We start from the raw sequence: 21628 nt of genomic DNA on the forward strand, positions 1-21628 counted from the left end.
CCATGAGCCAGTACAAGGTGGTCTGGCAGGAAGGCATGCTGCTGCGCCCGCAGCACTTCCAGCAGAACGACCGCTACTACGAGCACCAGCTGAAGACCCGCACGCAGAAGCTCGGCCACTACGCCTGGGGCTTCTTCGCTGTAGAGATCGACCGCCAGTTCCTCAACATGGGCAAGCTGGTGGTCAGCCAGGCCAGCGGCATCCTGCCCGACGGCAGCCTGTTCGAGATCGACGGCAGCCGCGAGCCGCTGGCCGTCGACGTGCCGCCGAACACCGGCAATACCCCGGTGTATCTGGCGCTGCCGCTGGTCACCGGCAACCACATCGAGAGTCGTCGCGCCGAGCAGAAGGACGTCCTGGCGCGCTACACCGCCAGCGACGAGGAAGTCGCCGACTCCAACGCCGGCGACGGCGGCAGCAGCCAAGTCAGCACCGCGCGCCCGGACTTCCGCCTGCTGCTCGGCGAACAGCGCAGCGACCAGGCCTACGTCAAGCTCAAGCTGTGCGACATCCTTGATACCACCCCGGACGGGGTGACCGCCCTGGATGCCGAGTTCATCCCCACCTTCATCGACTTCCAGGCCTCCGGCTACCTGCTGTCCTGTCTCAAGGAAGTGATCAGCATGCTCGGCCACCGTGGCGACATCCTCGCCGAGCGTATTCGCGCCACCGGCAAGGTCGGTGGCGCCGAGGTCGGCGACTTCCTGATGCTGCAGCTGATCAACCGCCACGAGCCGGTGCTGCGTCACTACCTGGGCCTCGAACGGGTGCATCCGGAGCAGATCTATCGCGAACTGCTCGGCCTGCTCGGCGAGCTGGCGACCTTCTCCAGCGAGAGCAAGCGCCCGCGTCTGGACAGCCGCTATCAGCACAGCGACCAGGGGCTGAGCTTCCGCAAGCTGATGGACGCCATCCGCCAGGTGCTGTCGATGGTGCTCGAGCAGCACGCCATCGAGCTGGCCCTGCAGCAGCGCCAGTACGGCATCCAGGTGTCGCCGCTGCACGATCACCAGTTGCTCGGCTCGGCCTCCTTCGTGCTCGCCGCCAGCGCCCAGTGCGACTCGGAGGAACTGCGCACGCGCCTGCCGGCGCATCTCAAGGTCGGCCCGGTGGAGCGCATCCGCCAGCTGGTCAACCTGCACCTGCCGGGGATCCGGGTGAAGCCGCTGCCGGTGGCGCCGCGGCAGATCCCCTTCCACGCCGGCAAGAGCTACTTCGCCCTGGAACTCAACTCCGAGGAGCTGGCCCAGCTGGAGCGCTCCGGCGGCTTCGCCTTCCATGTTTCCGGCGAGTTCGCCGGTCTCGAACTGAAATTCTGGGCGATCAGGAACTGAGCACATGACCCGCGCAATGGACTATGCCAAGGACGACCGCACGGTCATCCTCAACCGCGGCGGAGAGGCCGCGGCCCACAGCCCGCTGACCGACTTCGCCACGCCGCCCCGCTACGAGCAGCTCGAGGAGCGGATGATCTACGCCGCCCGCCTGCGCCCGGCGGAAAGCTTCAACTTGAGCCTCAACCCGCTGGTCGCCGCCGCCTCCGCGCTGCTCTCCGAGGTGGTGCGCCTCAAGCACAGCCTCGCGGCCGAGGACCTGCACGAGCTCAACCAGCGCCTGGGCGGCGAACTCAAGCTGTTCGAGCACCGCGCCCTGCACGACGGCGCCGAGAGCAGCCAGGTGATGGCCGCCCGCTACGTGCTGTGCACGGTGCTCGACGAGGCGGTGGTGACCACCCCCTGGGGCAACGAGAGCGAGTGGTCGCAGATGAGCCTGCTGTCCTCCTTCCACAACGAGACCTTCGGCGGCGAGAAGTTCTTCCAGCTGCTCGAGCGGCTGACCCGCAACCCGGTCAAACACCTGCCGATGCTCGAGCTGATGTACCTGTGCCTGGCGCTCGGCTTCGAGGGCAAGTACCGCGTGCTGCCGCGCGGCATGCTCGAACTGGAGGCGATCCGCGACAGCCTGTACCGGCAGATCCGCCAGCTGCGCGGCGACGTGCCGCGCGAGGTGTCGCCGCACTGGCAGGGCCTCAGGGACACCCGCCGCCACCTGGTGCGCATCGTGCCGTGGTGGCTGGTGGCGCTGTTCACCCTGGCCTGCCTGGTGGTGATGTACAGCGGCTTCGCCTGGGTATTGGGCGAGCAGCGCGACAGTGTGCTGCAGCCGTATCAGTCGCTCGACGGCCAGGCCGGCGGACAACCGTGATTCAGGGATGAGTGCCACATGAAAGACTTCTTCGCCCGTCTGGGCGCCTTTTTCCGCAAGACCTGGGTGTGGAGCCTGTGCCTGTTGCTGGTGCTGGCCCTGCTGATCTGGTTCGCCGGCCCGCTGCTGGCGGTCGCCGAGCACAAGTTCTGGGAGTCGGCCGGCAGCCGCCTGCTGAGCATCGCCGCGCTCTGCCTGCTGTGGGGGCTGTTCGTGGTGTTCGCCGGCTGGCGCGCCCAGCGCCGGCAACAGGCCACGGAGGCGGACGAGGCCGCCCAGGAGCGGCTGCGCCGCGAAGGGCTGGTCAGCGAGGAACAGAGCCTTCTGCGCCAGCGCTTCCACGCCGCCCTGCACACCCTGAAGCACTCCAGCATCTATCGCGGACACAGCGGCAGGTGGCGCAGCGAACTGCCCTGGTACCTGATCCTCGGTCCGCAGGGCAGCGGCAAGACCTCGCTGCTCGACTTCTCCGGCCTGGACTTCCCGCTCAACCGCGACGAGGCACGGCGCCTGACCCGCGATATGGCCGGCACCCGCCACGCCGACTGGTACTTCGCCGAACACGCCGTGCTGATCGACACCGCCGGCCGCTACCTGAGCCAGCCCGACGCCCAGGTCGACGGCAGCGCCTGGAGCACGCTGCTCGGCCTGCTGCGCCAACGCCGCGCCCGTCCGCTCAACGGCGTGCTGGTCAACATCCCGGTCGAGCGCCTGCAGGACGGCAACGAGGCGGAGCTGGAAACCCTGGCCCGCCAGGTTCGCCAGCGTCTGCAGGAGATCCACCAGCGCCTCGGCGTCGAGGTGCCGGTCTACCTGGTGCTGAGCAAGGCCGACAAGGTGCTCGGCTTCGACGAGTTCTTCGACCAGCTGTCGCGCGAGGAAAGCGACCAGGTGCTCGGCGCCAGCTTCCGCCGCGAGCAGGACGGCACCGACGCCGGCGTGGTGCGCCAGGAGTTCGAGGAGCTGCTGCGCCGCCTGAACAGCCAGGTGATCCAGCGCATGCACCAGGAGCGCGACACCCAGCGCCGCGGCCGCATCCTCGACTTCCCGCACCAGCTGGGTCAGTTGGGCGAGCGCCTGTGCCTGTTCGTCGAACTGGCCTTCGCCGGCAACCGCTACCAGCGCGCCAGCCAGCTGCGCGGCTTCTACCTGACCAGCGCGCCGCAGCTGGAGGAGCAGCTCGATCCGCTGACCGCCGGCATCGGTCGTAACCTCGGCCTGCGCGCCAGCAGCCTGCCCACCCTGCGCAGCGGCCGGGCGCGCTTCATCCATCACCTGCTCGACCGGGTGATCTTCCCCGAAGCCGATCTGGCCACCCTCGACCAGCAGGAAGTCCGCCGCATCGACTGGGGCCAGCGCGCCCTGTACGCCGGCGCCTTCGCCTGCCTGGCGCTGTTCGGCCTGGTCTGGGCGAACAGTTTCTCCGCCAACCACGGGCGCCTGGAACAGCTGCGCGGCATCGCCGGCGAGCTGGGCCGCGAGCGCCAGGCGCTGCAGGTCGGCGACGATGCCCGCCAGACCCTCGCCCTGCTCGACCGCAGCCAGGCGGCCAGCCAGGTGTTTCCGTCCGCTGATGAGGCGGCCTGGGCGGAGCGTGCCGGTCTCTACCAGGGCGAGGCCGTCGACCCGCAGTTGCACCGGGCCTACCGGCGGATGCTGGAAAGCCAGCTGCTGCCGCGCGTCGGCCGCCAGCTGGAGGCGCAGATCCGCGCCAACCTCGGCGACCGCGAGCGCCTGCTCGGCAGCCTGCGCGCCTACCTGATGCTCGGCCTCGCGGAGCGCCGCGACGCCGACTACCTCAAGAGCTGGCTGGCCGCCGACTGGGCGCAGCGCCACGCCGGCGACGCCGCCGTGCAGGCCGCACTCAACGGCCACTTCGCCCGCCTGCTGGAGGAGCCGTTCGCGCCCTATACGCCCAATGCGCAGCTGGTCGCCCAGGCACGCGAGGTGCTGCGCCGCGAATCGCTGGCCAACGTGGTCTATCGCATGCTTCGCGATCAGGCGCGCAGCCTGCCGGACTACCGTCTGGGCGAGAAGCTCGGTCCGCAGGGCGCCCTGTTCAGCGCCGCCGACTACGCCATCCCGGGTTTCTACACCCAGCGCGGCTACCAGCAGTACTTCATCGCCCAGGGCAGCAGCCTGGTGCGCGAGCTGCTGCGCGACAACTGGGTGCTCGGCGAGGGCGAAAGCCTCAGCGGCAACGACCTCGGCCGCCTGCTGGTGGAAATGGAACAGCTGTACTTCCGCGACTACGCCAACTTTTGGAGCGAGGCCCTGGCCCAGTTGACCATCGACCAGATCGCCGATACCCGCCAGGGCGCCGAGCAGCTGGCCGGCCTGACCGCCGCCAACTCGCCGCTGCTGGCCCTGCTGGTGGAGGTGCGCGACAACACCCGCTTCGCCGGTCTGGCCAGCGCCGCCGACGAGGCCGCGGGCGCGGCCGAAGCGCTCAAGGAGCAGGACGGCAAGCTCGGCAAGGCCGCGCAGCTGGCCGCCGCGGCGGCCGAAAAGGCCGACGAGGCACTGGCGCAGAACCTTCCGGACACCGCCCGCAAGGCCCTGGAGCGGCGCTTCGCGCCCCTGCACCAGCTGCTCGACGACAACGCGGCGCCCGCCCCCGCGCTGGCCACCACCCTGCAGGCGATGGACGCCCTGCAGCAGCAGCTCGCCGAACTGAGCCACGCCAGCGCCCCGGACCAGGCCGCCTTCGAGCTGGCCAAGGCGCGCATGGGCGGCCAGCGCGACGCCTTCAACCAGCTGCGCACCAGCGCCGCCCGCCTGCCGCAGCCGCTGGGCAACTGGCTGGCCATGCTCGCCGAAGACAGCTGGCTGCTGGTTCTCGACGGCGCCTACCAGCACCTCAACCAGCGCTACCAGCGCGAGCTGTACGCCTTCTACCAGGGCTCGCTGCGCCAGCGCTATCCGTTCAGCGCCGACAGCCAGAGCGACGTGGCGCTCGCCGACTTCCGCGAGTTCTTCAAGGCCCAGGGGGTCGCCGACAGCTTCTTCGAGCGCTACCTGAAGCCGTTCGTCAACGGCGCCGCCGGTGAGTATCAGCTGCGCCGGATCGACGGCCACGGCCTGCCGGTGTCCGGCGAGTTCCTCCAGCAGATGAGCCACGTGCAGACCATCCGCCGCAGCTTCTTCGCCGTGGATCCCAACGAGCCGCAGATCCGCTTCCGCCTTGAGCCCTACGCGCTGGATTCGAGCCTGGGCCGCGCCGACTTCCGCTTCGGCAGTCAGCAGCTGGAGTACCGCCACGGCCCGATCGTGGCGACCGCCTTCCAGTGGCCGGCGCAAGCCGACGACGTGCAGACCAGCCTGGTGCTGGAGGAACTCGGCGGGCGCAAGGTGGGCATCCGCCAGAGCGACGGTCCCTGGACGCTGTTCCGCCTGCTCGACCGCATGGAAGTGGGCTACCTGCGCGGCCGCGACGTGCTGATGGTCAAGGCCAGCATCGACGGCCTGCAGGCCAGCTACCTGCTGCACAGCCAGCGCGCGCCGAATCCCTTCGACCTCGCCCTGCTGCGCGACTTCCAGCTGCCGGCGGCCCTGTGATGAATGCCGCCCCCCTCAGCAGCGCCGCGCGCACCGCCACCGGCAAGGTGCGCGCCGACAACGAGGACGCCGTGCTGGAGCGTCCGCGCCAGGGCCTGTGGGCAGTCGCCGACGGCATGGGCGGCCATCGCGGCGGTGCCCTGGCCAGCCGGCTGATCGTCGACGGCCTGGCCGAGCTGCCGCTCGCCGGCGATCTCGCCGAGCGCCTCGGCCAGGTGCGCCAGTGCCTGCACCGCCTCAATCGCCAGCTCGGCCAGACGCCGACGGTCACCGCCGCCTGCCCCGATCCGGTGATCGGCAGCACCGTGGTGGCCCTGCTGATCGAGGCCCGCCGTGCCGCCTGCATCTGGGCCGGCGACAGCCGCTGCTACCTGTGGCGCGCCGGCCGCCTCTATCAACTGTCGCGCGACCATTCGCTGGTACAGCAGCTGATCGACGAGCAGCGAATCAGCCCGGAGCAGGCCGCCGCGCACCCGGCGGCCCATGCCCTGACCCGCGCGGTGGGCGTCGGCGCGGCGCTGGCCCTGGAGGTCGTCGAGCTGGAGGTGCTGCCCGGCGACGCCTTTCTGCTGTGCAGCGACGGCCTCTACCAGGACCTCGCCCCCGAGGCGCTCGGCGCTGCCCTCGCCCTGCCCTCCGCCGCCCTGGCCGTGCAGCGCCTGTTCGCCCAGGCCCTGGACGGTCCGGCGCGCGACAACCTGAGCGCCGTGGTGGTCCGCCCATGACCCAGGCCTGCGAGCAGACCTACTTCGCCTTCACCGCCGGCGCGGCGAGCGCGCCAGCCCGAGCGGCGGCGCCCGCAGAGGCCCTGCCCGATCTGCTCTGCGGGCGCTACCGCCTCGAGCGGCTGCTCGGCGTCGGCGGCATGGGCGCGGTGTACCGCGCCCGCGACCTGCTGCGCGAGCAGTTCGGCGACCCCGAGCCCTGGGTGGCGCTGAAGACCCTGGGCGCGGAGTTCGTCGACCACCCCGACGCCCACGCCCTGCTGTACGGCGAATTCGCCCTGACCCTGCGCCTGCGCCATCCCCACGTGATCCGCCCCTACGGCTTCGAGGTGGACACACCCAGCCGGCGCGCCTTCATGACCCTCGAACTGCTCAAGGGCCCCACCCTCGACCAGTTGCTCCTCGAGCGTCCCAGCGGTCTGCCCTGGCCCGCGCTGCGCGACGTCGCCATCCCGCTGCTCGAGGCGCTGGCCCACGCCCATGCCGCCGGCGTGCTGCACGGCGACCTCAAGCCCGGCAACGTGATCCTCGCCGAGGACGGCCTGCGCCTCTTCGACTTCGGTCTCGGCCAGCCGCTGGAGGGCGTCCTGCCGGGCCTGCCGCGCCTGAGCCGCAGCCGGGTCAAGGCCTGGACACCGTGCTACGCCGCCCCGGAGCTGCTCGACGGCGCGCCACCGTCGGCCGCCAGCGATCTCTACGCCCTCGCCTGCCTGCTCTACGAGCTGGGCGCGGGCAGCCACCCCTTCGCGCGTTGCGACGCCCGGCAGGCGCGGGAGCAACGGCTGGAGCGCCAGCTGCAGCGCCCGCCACAGCTGCCGGCGCCTGTCTGGGCGGCCCTGCGCGCGGCCCTGGCCTTCGATCCGGCGCAGCGCGGCAGCGACCTCGCCGAGCTGCTGGCCGCCTTCCGCGCGCCCCGCACCGGTCGCCTGCAGCGCTGGTGGCGGCGCGGACGCGGCTAACACGGGCCATTCGCGCCGCCGCACCCTCCCTGCGTCCGAGCGCGTGCAGCGCTGCCCATGACGCATCGCAAAACCCTTTCGACCGGCTGCCGGGAAACTCCGCGATCTTTGACTAATATCTATGGCTGTGGCGATTTATGGTCTTCTTGCAGCGCAATTCGCGCTGGCAGCGCCGTGCCCGCTCAGGCATGCTTGATCGACCCCTTGGCAGATGCCCGCAAGGACAGCGCGGTCCAGGCCGAGAGGATTTCCAGGCGCCGCGCGGCATACGCGACGTCCCGTGAAGCCAGTCGAGGATCAGCACATGAACATGCCCACCCACGAACCCGCGAAGCCGCCGGTCACCGACGCGCCCAAGGCACCGTCCGCCAATCCTCTTGACCTCAAGGTCCATGCGGCGATCGCCCGCGCCACCTCGTCGCTCTCCCCTACCGCCCTGATGCTCGCCATGCTCGACTGGTCCAGCCATCTGGCCGGCTCGCCGGGCAAACAGCTGGAGCTGGTCAACCTGGCGTTGGAGCAGATGAGCCGCCTGACTCGCTACGCCCGCGAGCTCGCGCTCGCCTCGCCGGATATGCCGGTGCACGAGTGTGTCGAGCCGCCCCGTCGCGACCGTCGTTTCGCCGCACCGGAATGGCACCAGTGGCCGTTCAACCTGATGCACCAGTCGTTCCTGCTCACCCAGGAATGGTGGCAGGTGGCGACCAGCGGGGTGCGCGGGGTTTCCCGCCACCATCAGGAGGTGATCGCCTTTGCCGCGCGGCAAATGCTCGATACGCTGTCGCCGGGCAACTTCCTGATGACCAATCCGCTGATCCTGCATCGGACCCTGGAGTCGGGCGGCGCCAACCTGGTGCGCGGGATGATTCATTACCTGGAGGATCTCGAGCGCCTGGCCGCCGGCCGTCCGGCAGCCGGCACCGAGAAGTTCGTGGTGGGTGAGAACCTTGCCGTGACCCCCGGCAAGGTGGTGCTGAAGAATCGCCTGATCGAGCTGATCCAGTACACGCCGACGACGGAGACCGTGCATCCGGAGCCGATCCTGATCGTCCCGGCGTGGATCATGAAGTACTACATCCTCGACCTGTCGCCGCACAACTCGCTGATCAAGTACCTGGTCGCGCAGGGCCACACGGTGTTCTGCCTGTCCTGGAAGAATCCCGGTCCCAAGGAGCGCGACCTGGGCATGGACGAGTACCTGCAACTCGGCTTCTTCGCCGCGCTGGAGGCGATCAACGCCATCGTGCCCGAACGCAAGGTGCACGCCACCGGCTACTGTCTGGGCGGCACCCTGCTGACCATCGCCGCCGCCGCCATGGCCCGTGACGGCGACCAGCGCCTGGCGTCGATGAGCCTGTTCACCGCGCAGGCGGACTTCACCGAGCCCGGCGAACTGGCGTTGTTCATCGACGAAAGCGAGGTCAGCCTGCTCGAGGCGCAGATGGAGGAGACCGGCTACATGACCGCCGGCCAGATGGTCGGCGCCTTCCAGCTGCTGCGCTCCAACGACCTGCTGTGGTCGCGCATGGTCGGCGAGTACCTGATGGGCGATCGCGCACCGATGATCGACCTGATGGCCTGGAACGCCGACGCCACGCGCATGCCGGCGCGCATGCACAGCCAGTATCTGCGTCGCCTGTTCCTCAACGACGACCTCAGCGAAGGCCGCTACCCCGTGGGCGGCCACCCGGTGTCGCTGAGCGACATCACCACCCCGGTGTTCTGCGTCGCCACCACCCAGGATCACGTCGCGCCCTGGCGCTCGGTGTTCAAGCTGCACTACCTGACCCCGGCACCGATCACCTTCCTGCTGACCAGCGGCGGCCACAACGCCGGCATCGTCAGTGAACCGGGTCGCGTCAAGCGTCACTTCCAGGTGCTGGAGCGCCCGGCCGGCGGCAACTACGTCGGCCCCGACGCCTGGCTGGCCCGCGCCCCGCGCCACGAAGGCTCCTGGTGGCCCGAGTGGGTGCGCTGGCTCCAAGCACGTTCCGCCGCGCCGATCGACCCGCCGCCTACCGGCGCGCCGGAGCGCGGTTACATGGTTCTCGACGACGCACCCGGCCAGTATGTGCGCGAGAACTGAAATTCAGCCCTATCCCTGGCACACGCCCCAACGGGCGGGAGGTTCCCATGTACCTCGATCCACAATCCACGCTGACGCTGTTCAAGGTCAACCTGCAGCTGTACTTCCGTCTCTGCGACCTGGCGCGGGAAAGCGCCCTGCGCTGGAGCGAAGCCGGCAGCCGCGCGGCCAACAGCGGCACCGGAGAGCTGGAAAGCGCCGCCACCCGAATGCTCGACGCGGGTGACTGGAAAAGCCTGAACGGAATCGCCGCCGACCTGTACTGGAAGGCGTGGCAATTGCAGACCGACCTGATCCAGCAGGTCGCCGAAACCAGCCTGGCCAACCAGAGCATGTTCGCCACCGCCGCCCAGGAGGCCATCTCCACCTGGCAGAAGGACGCCGCCAGCTCGCTCAAGGAGACGACCGGCGCCATGCCGATCAGCGCCACCTTGCAGGACTACTTCCAGGACTACCTGCAGCTGCGGGCGACGCCGCCGCAGAAGGAAAACGGCGCGGCGCGCAGCAAGCCCTCGTCCCGCAAGACACAGTGAGATACGCAGACCCGCGCGGCGCCGGTGGGGGCGTCGGGCGGGCCCTGCCCGGATAAGCGTCAAGCCTGCCTTCCTCCCCCCGCGCCGTGCCGCCCCCTGTCCTGCCGCGCTCAGAAGATGTAATCGGTACTGATGAAGCTGGATTGGCGATTGCGCAGGATGTCGCTGATCAGCGCCTTGTTGTCCGGCTGGAAGCGGGTCGCCACCAGGGTGCGGATCGAGAACACGCGCAGAGCGTCGTACACCGACAGGGTGCCCTCGGCCGAGTTCTTGCGGCCATTGAACGGAAAGCTGTCCGGGCCGCGCTGGCACTGCGCGTTGAGGTTGATACGGCCCACCTGGTTGACGAAGGCATCCACCAGTCGGCTGACCTGCGCGGGGTCGTTGCCGAAGATCGACAGCTGCTGGCCGTAGTCGGATTGCAGTACGTAGTCGATCACCTCCTCCAGCTCGCGGAACGGCACCACCGGCACCAGCGGGCCGAACTGCTCCTCGTGGTAGACGCGCATGGCGGGCGTCACCGGGCTGAGCAGCGCCGGATAGAAGAAGCTCTGCCGGTGCACGCCGCCCCCCGGGTTGATCACCCGCGCGCCCTTGGCCAGCGCGTCGGCCAGCAGGCCGCTGAGGAACTCCACCTTGCCCGGCTCCGGCAGCGGGGTCAGCGCCACGCCCTCGTCCCACGGCATGCCCGGCTTGAGCGCGGCCAGTTTGGCGCTGAACTTGGCGAGGAATGCCTCGAGCACCTGCTCGTGCACGAAGAAGATCTTCAGCGCCGTGCAGCGCTGGCCGTTGAACGACAACGCCCCGGTGATCGCCTCGCTCACCGCGTTGTCGAGGTCGACCTGCGGCAGGACGATGCCCGGATTCTTGGCGTCCAGGCCGAGCACCGCGCGCAGGCGGTGCGGGCGCGGGTGCAGCTTCTTGAGGGCGCTGGCGCCCTTGTGGGTGCCGATGAAGGCGAACACGTCGATCTTGCCGCTGGCCATCAGCGCGCTGACCGTCTCGCGGCCGTGCCCGTAGATGACGTTGATCACCCCCGGCGGGAAGCTGTCGCGGAACGCCTCGAGCAGCGGGCGGATCAACAGCACGCCGAACTTGGCCGGCTTGAACACCACGGTGTTGCCCATGATCAGCGCCGGGATCAGGGTGGTGAAGCTCTCGTTGAGCGGGTAGTTGTAGGGGCCCATGCACAGCGCCACGCCGAGCGGCACGCGGCGGATCTGCGCCAGGGTGCCCTGTTCGAGCACGAAGCGGCTGGAGCGGCGGTCCAGCTCCTTGAGCTCCTGGATGGTGTCGACGATGTAGTCGCAGGTGCGGTCGAACTCCTTCTCGGCATCCTTGAGGTTCTTGCCGATCTCCCACATCAGCAGCTTGACCACGACCTCGCGCTGCTCGCGCATGCGCGCCAAAAAATCCTCGACGTGCTGGATGCGCTCGGCCACGCGCAGGGTCGGCCACAGGCCGCGACCGTGGTCGTAGGCGGCCACCGCGGCGTCCAGCGCCTCCAGGGCGGCGTCGGCGTTGAGCAGCGGCGTGCTGCCCAGCACCACCTGCTGGTCGCCCTGCTCAGTGGCCAGCAGCACCGGGCTGTGCACCGGGGCCAGCGATCCCTCCCAGCGGCGCAATTCGCCGTTGACCAGATATTCGCGCTGCTCGATGGGCGCGCCGAGCCGATAGCGCTCGGGGATCGCCTCCGCGGTGGGAAACAGCCGGTCGAGCGGGTTTGCAATGGTCATGAGCCTGCCTCCATAAGCGATTGCGCGCCGCAAGCGGCGGGGATGTCGAAACGCCCCCCTGTTCACCATGGACCGGCGAACAGGGACAGAGTGCGGAGTTCAAACGCTGGGGGAGTCGTCCTGGCGGATCTTCCGGCCCCTCCGCGCGCAGGGATGCACCCCCGGCGCAACGCTCCAGTCCCCTATCGCCTGGCCATAAAACCATGGCCGCCATGCGGGGCCGTACGCGGATCGCTGGCATCCGCCCCGGCTTGCCGCGGTCTGCCCCAGGGTGCCGGCCTCGCGCCTCAGCGCGCCTGCTGCAGGGCCACGCCGGCGCCCTCCAGGCCGGGATAGTCGGCGGTTACCAGCCACACCGGGATGCCGTCGAAAAAGTTGTTCATGGCGCCCTTGTCGGCGAAGGCGCGGGCGAAGCCGCTGGCCTTGAAGAAGTCGGCGAAGCGCGGCACCACGCCGCCGACGATGTACACGCCGCCCCGCGCGCCGAGGGTCAGCACGTTGTTGCCGGCGATCCGGCCGAGCCATACGCAGAACTGCTCGAGCACCGCGACGGCCTCGGTGTCGCCGGCCAGCGCCGCGGCGGTGACCTCCTGGGGCGAGGCGAGCAGCGCCTCGCGGCCGTCCAGCTCACAGGTGGCGCGGTACAGCTGCAGCAGACCGTTGCCGCAGAGCACGTCCTCGGCGCGCACATGGCCGAGCCGGGCGAACAACACCTGCCAGAGTTGCGCCTCGCGGGGGCTGCCGATGGGCAGGTCGACGTGTCCGCCCTCTCCGGGCAGGCTCCGCCAGCGGCCGCCGCCGACCGACAGCAGGGTGCCGACGCCCAGGCCGGTGCCCGGCCCGATGATCACCGCCGGACAGTCCGGCTGGGCGACGCCCGGGCAGATCTCCAACCGCTCGTGGGGGCGCAGGCGGGTCATGCCGAGGGCCATGGCGGTGAAGTCGTTGACCAGCAGCAGGTCGGCCGGCGCCAGGCCGAGGGCGCGCGCCAGCTTGCTGCGCGTGAAGTGCCAGCGATTGTTGGTGAAGCGAAAATGCTCGCCGCGCACCGGCCCGGCCACCGCCAGGCACGCCGCGACGATGTCGCCGGGGGTCAGGCCCAGCTCGGCCAGGTAGTGCTCGATGGCCTGCCGGGGGCCGGGGAAGTCGCCGGGGGCCAGCACCCGCACCGACTCCAGGCGCCCGGCGCGCCACAAGGCGAAGCGGGCGTTGGTGCCGCCGATGTCGCCCAGCAGCGCCAGTTTCACCGCAGCCCCTCCAGGCCGGCGGTGAAGGCGCTGGCCCCCTGCTCGGCGCTGCTGAACGCCCGGCGCATGAAGGCGAACAGCTCGCGGCCGGTGCCGACGTTGGGCTCCAGGTCGCAGCACGCCGGCTCGCGGGCGGCGAATTCGTCAGCATCGACCAGCACCTCGAGGCTGCCGTTCTGGCCATCGACGCGAATCCGGTCGCCGTCGCGCACCCGCGCCAGCGGGCCGCCGTCGAACGCCTCGGGGCAGACATGGATGGCCGCCGCCACCTTGCCGGAGGCGCCGGACATGCGCCCGTCGGTGACCAGCGCCACCTTGAAGCCGCGATCCAGCAGCACGCTGAGGAAGGGTGTCATCTTGTGCAGCTCGGGCATGCCGTTGCTGCGCGGGCCCTGGAAGCGCATCACCGCGACGAGGTCGCGATCCAGCTCGCCGGCCTGGAAGGCATCGGCCAGCGCCTGCTGGTCGTGGAACACCCGCGCCTCGGCTTCGACCACTTGGTGCTCGGGCGCCACCGCGGAAACCTTCATCACCCCGCGGCCGAGGTTGCCGGTCATCACCCGCAGGCCGCCCTCCGCCGAGAAGGGGCGCGCCAGCGGGCGCAGGATGCTCTCGTCGAGGCTCTCGAGCGGCCCTGCGCGCCACACCAGGCGGCCGTCCTCGAGGAACGGCTCCTCGCTGTAGCGGCGCAGGCCGCGGCCTACCACGGTGTCGACGTCCTCATGGAGAAGATCGGCGTCGAGCAGCTGGCGGACCAGGAAGGCCACCCCGCCGGCGGCGTGGAACTGGTTGATGTCGGCCTTGCCGTTGGGATAGACGTGCGCCAGGGTCGGCACCACCTCGGAGAGGTCGGCCATGTCCTGCCAGGTGAGCTGGATGCCGGCGGCCTGGGCGATGGCCGGCAGGTGCAGGGTGTGATTGGTCGAGCCGCCGGTGGCGAGCAGGGCCACCACCGCGTTGACCAGCACGCGCTCGTCGACGATCTCGCCCAGCGGCAGGAACTGGCCGCCCTGCTGGGTCAGCCGGGTGACCTGGTGCGCGGCCTCGACGGTCAACGCATCGCGCAGCGGGGTGCCCGGATTGACGAAGGAGGCGCCCGGCAGGTGCAGGCCCATCACCTCCATGAGCATCTGGTTGGTGTTGGCGGTGCCGTAGAAGGTGCAGGTGCCGGGGCTGTGGTAGGACTTCATCTCCGCCGCGAGCAGCTCGTCGCGGCCGGCCTTGCCCTCGGCGTAGCGCTCGCGCACCTCCGCCTTCTCCTTGTTGGACAGCCCGGTAGGCATCGGCCCGCCGGGCACGAAGATCGCCGGCAGGTGGCCGAAGCGCAGCGCGCCGATCAGCAGGCCGGGGACGATCTTGTCGCAGATGCCGAGGAACAGCCCGGCATCGAACAGGTTGTGCGACAGCGCCACGGCGGTGGACATGGCGATCACCTCGCGGCTGGCGATGCCCAGCTCCATGCCCGGCTCGCCCTGGGTGACGCCGTCGCACATCGCCGGCACGCCGCCGGCCACCTGGCCCACCGAGCCGATGTCACGCAGCGCCTGCTTGATGCGCTGGGGATAGTCCTCGTAGGGCTGGTGGGCCGAGAGGATGTCGTTGTAGGCGGTGACGATGGCCACGTTGGCCGAGTTCGTCAGGCGCAGGCGCTGCTTGTCGTCGCTGGGGCAGCCGGCCACGCCGTGGGCGAAGTTGGCGCACTGCAGCTTGCCACGCGAGAGTCCCGCGCTGGCGGCCGCCCGGATCATCGCCAGATAGCGCTCGCGGGTGGCGCAGCTGCGCTCGATCAGGCGCTCGGTCACTTCAAGGATACGGGGATGCATTGCTTCGACTCCGGAATACGAGTTGTCTGGTCGTCGTTGAGGGCGACGGACCAGGAAAGCGGACGCCACCCGGACTCACCTGGAGATCGCGTGGCTATCCAAACGGGCGATCCACTCCGGAGCGCATGGCCATCCAGCCGCAGCGCGGTGCCCGACGGCGACCGCCGCTGCCATGGCTCCCATTGTCGGCGCAGCGCGCCGACAGGGCCAGCCCGTCCGCGCCATCCGACGTAGCGGCGTTGAACTAATCGACGCAGGTACGGAGAATGCTGGACGCATATACAGACAAGCATAGCCATGTCCGCGCCCTTGCCACCCGAACTCTACTACCTCAGCAACTTCCGCCAGGCGCTGGACTGGATCGGTGCGCGCTACGCCGACCTGCTCAGTGCCGAGGAAAGTCGCTTCATCGCCTGCTTCGGCGAACTGCCGTGGCCCGCGCAGGCGCTGCTGGTGCGCATGGTGATGCGCCAGGGTAGCCATTTTCGCGCCAGCAAGCTGAGCTATGCGGAGATCGGCGCCATCGAGGCGCCGGCGCGCCAGTTGATCGAACTGGGCTGGGTCAGCGACCAGGCGCCTCTGGAAGCCGCCGAGCTCGCCGCCCTGCTGCGCAAGGACGAACTGCTCGCCCACCTGCCGCTGGCCGACCGCCGCGCCACGCAGAAGAAGGCCGAGCTGGTCGAACAGCTGCTGGCCCTCGGGCTGCCGGCGCAGTCCTTCGCCGCCTGGTGTCCGGCGCTGACCGACCAGTTGTACAGCCTGACCGTCGGCGAGCTATGCGACCGCCTGCGCCTGCTGTTCTTCGGCAACCTCGGCCAGGACTGGTCGGAGTTCGTGCTCGCCGATCTCGGCATCTTCCGCTACGAGCCGGTGGCGATCGGCGCCGACTCGCGCGCCTTCCGCAGCCGCGACGACGTCGAGCACTACCTGCTGTTGCGCGAGCACCGCCTGCGCTTCGAGGCCGGCGAGCCGGCCCCGGCGCTGCTGGCCACGCTGGAGGGCTTCGCCACGGCCAACGCCTACCTGCAATCGCGCCACGCCAAACTGCTGTTCCAGATCGCCCAGCAGCAGGAAAGGCAGGGCGAGCTGGAGCAGGCGCTGGCGATCTATCGCGGGTCGAAGCATGCCGAGGCGCGCTGGCGGCAGATCCGCATCCTCGAGAAGCTCGCCCGCCACGCCGAGGCGCATGCCCTGACCGAGGCGGTGCAGGCGGCGCCGCACAGCGACGAGGAGGCGCAGCTGGCCGAGCGCGCCCTCGCCCGCCTGCGCCGCAAGCTCGCCCTGCCGGCCCCGCCGCGCCAGCCGTCTTTCGAGGAGCGGCGCATCGAACTGCAGCTGGCGCCGCCCGCGCACGGCAGCGTCGAGCTGGCCGTGGCCGCGCATCTGCATAGCGCGCAGGCGCCGGTGTACTACGTGGAAAACACCCTGCTGTGCAGCCTGTTCGGCCTGTTGTGCTGGGAAGCGATCTTCGCACCGCTGCCCGGCGCCTTCTTCCACCCCTTCCAGAGCGGCCCGGCCGACCTCTCCAGCGCCGAGTTCCACGCCCGCCGCGCCGGGCTGTTCGCCGCCTGCCTGCAGCGTCTGGACGACGGCAGCTATCCCGAACACATCCGCGCGCGCTATCGCGACAAGCACGGCATCCAGTCGCCCTTCGTTTTCTGGGGCCTGCTCGACGAGGCGCTGCTCGAGCAGGCGCTGCACTGCATCCCGGCCGCCCATCTGCGCGCCTGCTGCGAGCGCCTGCTGGGCGATCTCAAGGCCAATCGCAGCGGCATGCCCGACCTGATCCAGTTCTATCCGGACGAAGGACGCTACCGGATGATCGAGGTGAAAGGCCCGGGCGATCGCCTGCAGGACAACCAGAAGCGCTGGCTGGCTTTCGCCGCCGCGCACGGCATGCCGGTGGAAGTCTGCTACGTGAGCTGGGCCGCGCCATGAGCTACGCGGTGGCGGTACGCGCGCTGTGCGAATTCACCGCCAAGCAGGGCGACCTCGACCTGCGCTTCACCCCCTCGCCCACCGCCCAGGAAGGCATCGCCGGCCACCAGACGGTGGTGGCCCGGCGCGGCCCGGACTACCTCGCCGAGCTGCCGCTGGCCGGCGCCTGGCCTACCCCGGAGCAGCCGGAGCTGCTCGTCAGCGGGCGCGCCGACGGCTACGACCCGGCGCAGAACCTGCTCGAAGAGATCAAGACCCACCGCGGCGACGTCGCGCGCATCCCCGACAACCACCGCCAGCTGCACTGGGCGCAGGCCAAGGTCTACGGCTGGCTGCTCTGCGAAAGCCGCGGGCTCGCCGAGATCGAACTGGCGCTGGTGTATTTCAACGTGCTGACCCAGAAGGAGACGGTGCTGCGCGAGCGCTTTGCCGCCGCGACGCTGCACGCCTTCTTCCAGCAGCAATGCGAGCGCTTCATCGCCTGGGCGCGCCAGGAGGAAGCGCACCGCACGGCGCGCGACGCCAGCCTCGCGGGCCTGCGCTTTCCGTATGCGGAATTCCGCCGTGGCCAGCGCCAGCTGGCCGAGGCCGTGTATCGCGCCGCCCGCGACGGCGACACGCTGTTGGCCCAGGCCACCACCGGCATCGGCAAGACCCTCGCCACGCTGTTCCCCCAGCTCAAGGCGTTCCCCGGCCAGCAGCTCGACCGCCTGTTCTTCCTCACCGCCAAGACCCCGGGCCGGCGCCTGGCGCTGGACGCCCTGGCCAGCCTGCGCCGCCAGGAGGCAGACATGCCGCTGCGGGTGCTGGAGCACGTGGCGCGCGACAAGGCCTGCGAGTACCCGGACAGGAGCTGCCACGGCGAGTCCTGCCCGCTGGCCCAGGGCTTCTACGACCGTCTGCCGGCCGCCCGCCTGGCCGCTCTGGAACAGCGCTGGCTGACCCAGGAGCGGGTGCGCGAGATCGCCCTCGCCCATCAGGTCTGCCCCTACTACCTGAGCCAGGAGCTGTGCCGCTGGGCCGACGTGGTGGTCGGCGACTACAACTACTACTTCGACCTGAGCGCCCTGCTCTACGGCCTTACGGTGCTCAACGACTGGCGCGTCGCGGTGCTGGTCGACGAGGCGCACAACCTGGTCGAGCGCGCGCGCGGCATGTACACGGCGGAGCTGGACCAGGCCGTGTTCCAGGAGATGCGCAAGGCGGCCCCGGCGGCCCTGAAGAGCCCGCTGGAGCGGGTCGGCCGGCACTGGAACCAGCTCAACCGCGATCAGGAGCAGGCCTACCAGATCCATCCGAGCGTGCCGGACCTGTTCGTCGCCGCGCTGCAGAAAGCGGTCAGTGCGATCACCGATCACCTGACCGACCAGCCCGACGGCAACGAGCGCGCGCTGCTGCAGTTCTACCTGGACGCCATGCTGTTCTGCCGCCTCGCCGAGGCCTGGGGGCCGCACTCGCTGTTCGACATCACCCGCCACGACGCCCGTGCGCAGCGCAGCCGCTCGACCCTGTGCCTGCGCAATGTGGTGCCGGCGCCGTTCCTCGCCGGCCGCTTCGCAGACGCCCACAGCACCACGCTGTTCTCCGCCACCCTGCGCCCGGCCGACTACTACCGCGACCTGCTCGGCCTGCCCGAGGAGACGCGCTGGCTGGAAGTGGAGTCGCCGTTCGCCGCCGAGCAGCTGGAGGTGCGCATCGTCGGCAACCTGTCGACCCGCTACCAGCATCGCGCCGCCAGCCTGGCGCCGATCTGCCGGATCATGGCCGAGCAGTTCCACGCCAGGCCCGGCAACTACCTGGCGTTCTTCAGCAGCTACGCCTACCTGCAGCAGGTGCGCGAGCTGTTCACCGTGCTGCACCCGGACATCCCGACCAGCGCGCAGACCCGCAGCATGAACGAGGGCGAGCGCCAGGGCTTTCTCGACGGCTTCACCGACCGCTCGCAAGGCATCGGCTTCGCCGTGCTGGGCGGCGCCTTCGGCGAGGGCATCGACCTGCCCGGAGAACGCCTGATCGGCGCCTTCATCGCCACCCTGGGCCTGCCGCAGGTCAACGAGGTCAACGACGAGATCAAGGCGCGCATGCAGCAGATGTTCGGCCAGGGCAGCGGCTACGACTACGCCTACCTGTACCCCGGCCTGCAGAAGGTGGTGCAGGCCGCCGGCCGGGTGATCCGCACCACCGCCGACCGGGGCGTGGTGTACCTGCTCGACGACCGCTTCCGCCAGGGGCGGGTGCGCGAGCTGCTGCCGGGCTGGTGGGCGGTGCAGCTGACGAGCTGCTGACGAGGATGTTCGCCGCCGGCGAGGACGGCGGCCGTCCGCCCGCTGCACGGGGGCACGCCTGCCCGGCACCCGGGCGGCGACGCGGTCATCATCAAAGGTCGTTGCGCGTCCCTATCCAGGGCAGCAGGCGCTCGGTTTCCTTCCTGACCACGGCGTAGCACTCGCAGCTCAGCTGCTCCAGGCGGGGACGGTCGAGCACCGTGATATGCCCCCGGTGGTACTCGATCACGCCGAGTCGCTGCAACTTGCTGGCCGCCTCGGTGACCCCCTCGCGGCGAACGCCGAGCATGTTGGCGATCAGCTCCTGGGTCATGGTCAGCTGATTGTCCGGCAGGCGATCGAGCAGCATGAGCAACCAGCGGCACAACTGCTGGTCGATGGTGTGGTGACGGTTGCAGGCCGCCGTCTGGGAAACCTGGGTGACCAGCGCCTGGGTGAAGCGCAGCATGCGCTGCTGCAGCTCGCCGTGCTGCTCGAACTCCTCGCGCAGGCGCACGGCCGGCAGCCGCCAGGCGTGACCGGCGCCCTGCACCAGCCCGCGGCTTGGCGTACTGCAGCCGCCCAGGACGACCTCGATACCCACGAAACCCTCGTTGCCCACCACCGAGATTTCCACCGAGGCGCCGCTCTCCATCACATAGAGGGTCGACACGATGGCGTCGATCGGGAAATAGACGCAGCCCATTGAGCCCCCGGACTCGTAGAGGACCTGACCGAGCGGCATCGGCACCTGTTCCAGATGCGGCAACAAGCGCTCGCGCACCTCGTCGGACAGAGCGGCGAGAAGGAGATTCTGCAACGACGGGGGTGTCTCGGACATGGCGACTCCCTTGCTGGAAAGATCTTCTCCAGGGATCGAGCAAGAATAGTTCAGCGGCACCGGCCCACCGGGGCAGCGGACCACCGGCGCGGCCGCGCGAGGCAATGTTTGCTAGCGAACAGACCCGCCGCTCCGGCGGCTTCAATCTGGTCGCGGACCCATGGCTGCCGGGATGCCGACAGCCATGCTGCCCGCAGACACGCGAGGAGTACTCATCATGAATCCCTTTCTCTCGCCCAAACCGGCAAGCATCGTCCTGGCCCTGCTGCTGACTTCGCTTCCCCTGCTGTCGCCGGCCGCCGAGACCGCGCCGATCGATAGCTCGGCCGTCCAGCTGCAGCCACGCGAGCAAAACGGCATTCCCTATCTGTCGGGCGGCATTGGCCTGGACGAGTCGGAAGCCTTCAAGCAGGTCACGGGTTACAACCTGCACATGACCTTTTCCGCCGGGGCGCAGAACAAGTATCTGAGCAATGTCGACGTGGTCATCCAGGCCGCCGATGGGCGCTCCGTGGTGTCGTTGAACCAGGTGGGCCCGATCGTTTACGTCAAGTTGCCGGCCGACAAGTACTCGATCATCGCCAGCCAGAATGGCCAGGAGCAACGCGGCAGCGTCGATCTCAAAACGGCAGCGGTCGGCACGGTGAATCTCCACTGGAATGAGGAGCGCTGAGTCCCTCCGAAGCGCAGTGGACCTCGTTGCCGTAGGGCGAGCGGGGACGCGAGCTCAAAAACCCTTCCGCACCTGGAAGACCCGTGCCGCGCAGCGAGAACCTGGCGGCGCTGCGCCTTCCTCTCCTCTTCCACGCGATCAGGGTGCCATCCGGGCCTCTCGTCGCGCAGCGCCCTGCAAGTGCGGCGTCGCTGGAACACCGCGCAGGCTCTCGCGGCTGAAGTCCTCGCCCCCGTGCAGGATGGCTCGCGCCGCATGCCGGAGAGTCGAGCAGACTATGAAACTCTGCCGACCCTGCCGTTGGGCCCTTCCGCAGCGAGCGCTTCCAGCTGAGCGTAGAACTCGTGCCCGTCACTTGACCGCCGTCTGAACACACCAAATACTGTATTTATATACAGCAAAATGGACACCCACCCCATGACATCCGTGGTCACCCTCGAGCGCCTGCTGGATGCGCGCAGCGTCTGGCGCGGCCAGGCGGTCGTTGCCGCGTCCGCCGCCCAGCCGACCGGACACGCCGAACTGGACGCCAGCCTGCCCGCTGGCGGTTGGCCGGACTCGGCGCTGAGCGAGATCCTCGTCGCCGCCCCCGGCATCGGCGAGCTGCGCCTGCTGTGGCCGACCCTGGCGCGATTGACCGCCGCCGGCGAACGGGTGGTCTTGGTCGGTCCGCCCCATGTGCCCTATCCGCAGGCCTGGCTGGCGGCCGGCGTCGACCTGCGTCACCTCGCCATCGTCCAGGCGACGGGCCGCGACGCGCTGTGGGCCACCGAGCAGTGCCTGCGCTCGGGCAGCTGCGGCGCCGTGCTGTGCTGGCCGAATCAGGCCGACGACCGCGCCCTGCGGCGCCTGCAGGTGGCCGCCGAGACCGGCCGGACCCTGGCCTTCGCCTACCGTCCCCTGGCGGAGGCGGCGAACCCCTCGCCCGCCGCCCTGCGCCTCGTCCTCGACGGCCGGCCGGCGCAGTTGCGCGTGCTCAAGTGTCGCGGCGGCCTGGCCCCGGCGCGTCCGCTGCAAACCGCCGCCTGGTCGTGAGGCGG

Annotated in this window: 15 protein-coding genes; 11 read left to right on the top strand and 4 right to left on the bottom strand. The window is 69.8% G+C overall.

The genetic code is table 11. The annotated features are described in order from the left end of the window. Positions 1 to 2: 2 nt before the first annotated feature. The 7 genes from tssK (at position 3) to LMJ29_RS12840 (ending at position 10066) form a co-directional block, all read left to right on the top strand. Positions 3 to 1334 (top strand): type VI secretion system baseplate subunit TssK, encoded by a 1332-nt coding sequence (gene tssK, locus LMJ29_RS12810; protein ID WP_229605908.1) that lies wholly within the window; start codon positions 3 to 5, stop codon positions 1332 to 1334. A gap of 4 nt (positions 1335 to 1338) precedes the next feature. Next, the gene (gene icmH, locus LMJ29_RS12815; protein ID WP_229605909.1) at positions 1339 to 2205 is read left to right on the top strand and encodes a type IVB secretion system protein IcmH/DotU; all 867 of its coding nucleotides are present in this window, start codon (positions 1339 to 1341) and stop codon (positions 2203 to 2205) included. 18 nt (positions 2206 to 2223) lie between these two features. After that, positions 2224 to 5763, top strand: coding sequence for a type VI secretion system membrane subunit TssM (tssM, locus tag LMJ29_RS12820; RefSeq protein ID WP_229605910.1), 3540 nt, complete (start codon positions 2224 to 2226; stop codon positions 5761 to 5763). Continuing rightward, a complete protein-coding gene (locus LMJ29_RS12825) occupies positions 5763 to 6488 on the top strand; it encodes a PP2C family protein-serine/threonine phosphatase (protein WP_264758888.1) in 726 nt (241 codons plus the stop codon). Before tssM ends, LMJ29_RS12825 begins: the two co-directional genes overlap by 1 nt. Then, complete coding sequence (locus LMJ29_RS12830) at positions 6485 to 7447, top strand: serine/threonine-protein kinase (RefSeq protein WP_229605912.1); 963 nt, start codon at positions 6485 to 6487, stop codon at positions 7445 to 7447. The genes LMJ29_RS12825 and LMJ29_RS12830 overlap by 4 nt, the downstream gene beginning before the upstream one ends. Before the next feature lie 304 nt (positions 7448 to 7751). Next, entirely contained in the window at positions 7752 to 9533 is a 1782-nt protein-coding gene (locus LMJ29_RS12835; protein ID WP_229605913.1) for a PHA/PHB synthase family protein, read from the top strand. Positions 9534 to 9580: 47 nt separating this feature from the next. Then, on the top strand, positions 9581 to 10066 hold the full coding sequence (locus LMJ29_RS12840) for a hypothetical protein (protein WP_229605914.1): 486 nt from the start codon (positions 9581 to 9583) through the stop codon (positions 10064 to 10066). A gap of 110 nt (positions 10067 to 10176) precedes the next feature. Here the strand turns inward: LMJ29_RS12840 and LMJ29_RS12845 are convergent, their stop codons facing one another. The 3 genes from LMJ29_RS12845 to edd form a co-directional block, all read right to left on the bottom strand. After that, positions 10177 to 11802 (bottom strand): NADP-dependent glyceraldehyde-3-phosphate dehydrogenase, encoded by a 1626-nt coding sequence (locus tag LMJ29_RS12845; protein WP_229605915.1) that lies wholly within the window; start codon positions 11800 to 11802, stop codon positions 10177 to 10179. 287 nt (positions 11803 to 12089) lie between these two features. After that, positions 12090 to 13049 carry a glucokinase gene (locus tag LMJ29_RS12850; protein ID WP_229605916.1) on the bottom strand — a complete coding sequence of 320 codons (960 nt, stop codon included), beginning with the start codon at positions 13047 to 13049 and terminating at the stop codon, positions 12090 to 12092. Then, complete coding sequence (gene edd, locus LMJ29_RS12855) at positions 13046 to 14872, bottom strand: phosphogluconate dehydratase (RefSeq protein ID WP_229605917.1); 1827 nt, start codon at positions 14870 to 14872, stop codon at positions 13046 to 13048. Before edd ends, LMJ29_RS12850 begins: the two co-directional genes overlap by 4 nt. A 297-nt stretch (positions 14873 to 15169) precedes the next feature. Between edd and LMJ29_RS12860 the strand changes: the two genes are divergently transcribed. Then, positions 15170 to 16810 (top strand): VRR-NUC domain-containing protein, encoded by a 1641-nt coding sequence (locus LMJ29_RS12860; RefSeq protein WP_229605918.1) that lies wholly within the window; start codon positions 15170 to 15172, stop codon positions 16808 to 16810. Continuing rightward, on the top strand, positions 16807 to 19095 hold the full coding sequence (locus tag LMJ29_RS12865) for an ATP-dependent DNA helicase (protein WP_229605919.1): 2289 nt from the start codon (positions 16807 to 16809) through the stop codon (positions 19093 to 19095). Before LMJ29_RS12860 ends, LMJ29_RS12865 begins: the two co-directional genes overlap by 4 nt. A 91-nt stretch (positions 19096 to 19186) precedes the next feature. Here LMJ29_RS12865 and LMJ29_RS12870 read toward each other — a convergent pair whose 3' ends face one another. Continuing rightward, complete coding sequence (locus tag LMJ29_RS12870) at positions 19187 to 19915, bottom strand: Crp/Fnr family transcriptional regulator (protein WP_229605920.1); 729 nt, start codon at positions 19913 to 19915, stop codon at positions 19187 to 19189. Positions 19916 to 20132: 217 nt separating this feature from the next. Between LMJ29_RS12870 and LMJ29_RS12875 the strand changes: the two genes are divergently transcribed. Continuing rightward, complete coding sequence (locus LMJ29_RS12875) at positions 20133 to 20588, top strand: carboxypeptidase regulatory-like domain-containing protein (protein ID WP_229605921.1); 456 nt, start codon at positions 20133 to 20135, stop codon at positions 20586 to 20588. A gap of 417 nt (positions 20589 to 21005) precedes the next feature. Continuing rightward, the gene (gene imuA / locus LMJ29_RS12880) at positions 21006 to 21623 is read left to right on the top strand and encodes a translesion DNA synthesis-associated protein ImuA (protein WP_229605922.1); all 618 of its coding nucleotides are present in this window, start codon (positions 21006 to 21008) and stop codon (positions 21621 to 21623) included. Positions 21624 to 21628: the final 5 nt, after the last annotated feature.

It is taken from the genome of Pseudomonas oryzagri, assembly GCF_020831405.1.
Lineage (GTDB): Bacteria > Pseudomonadota > Gammaproteobacteria > Pseudomonadales > Pseudomonadaceae > Geopseudomonas > Geopseudomonas oryzagri.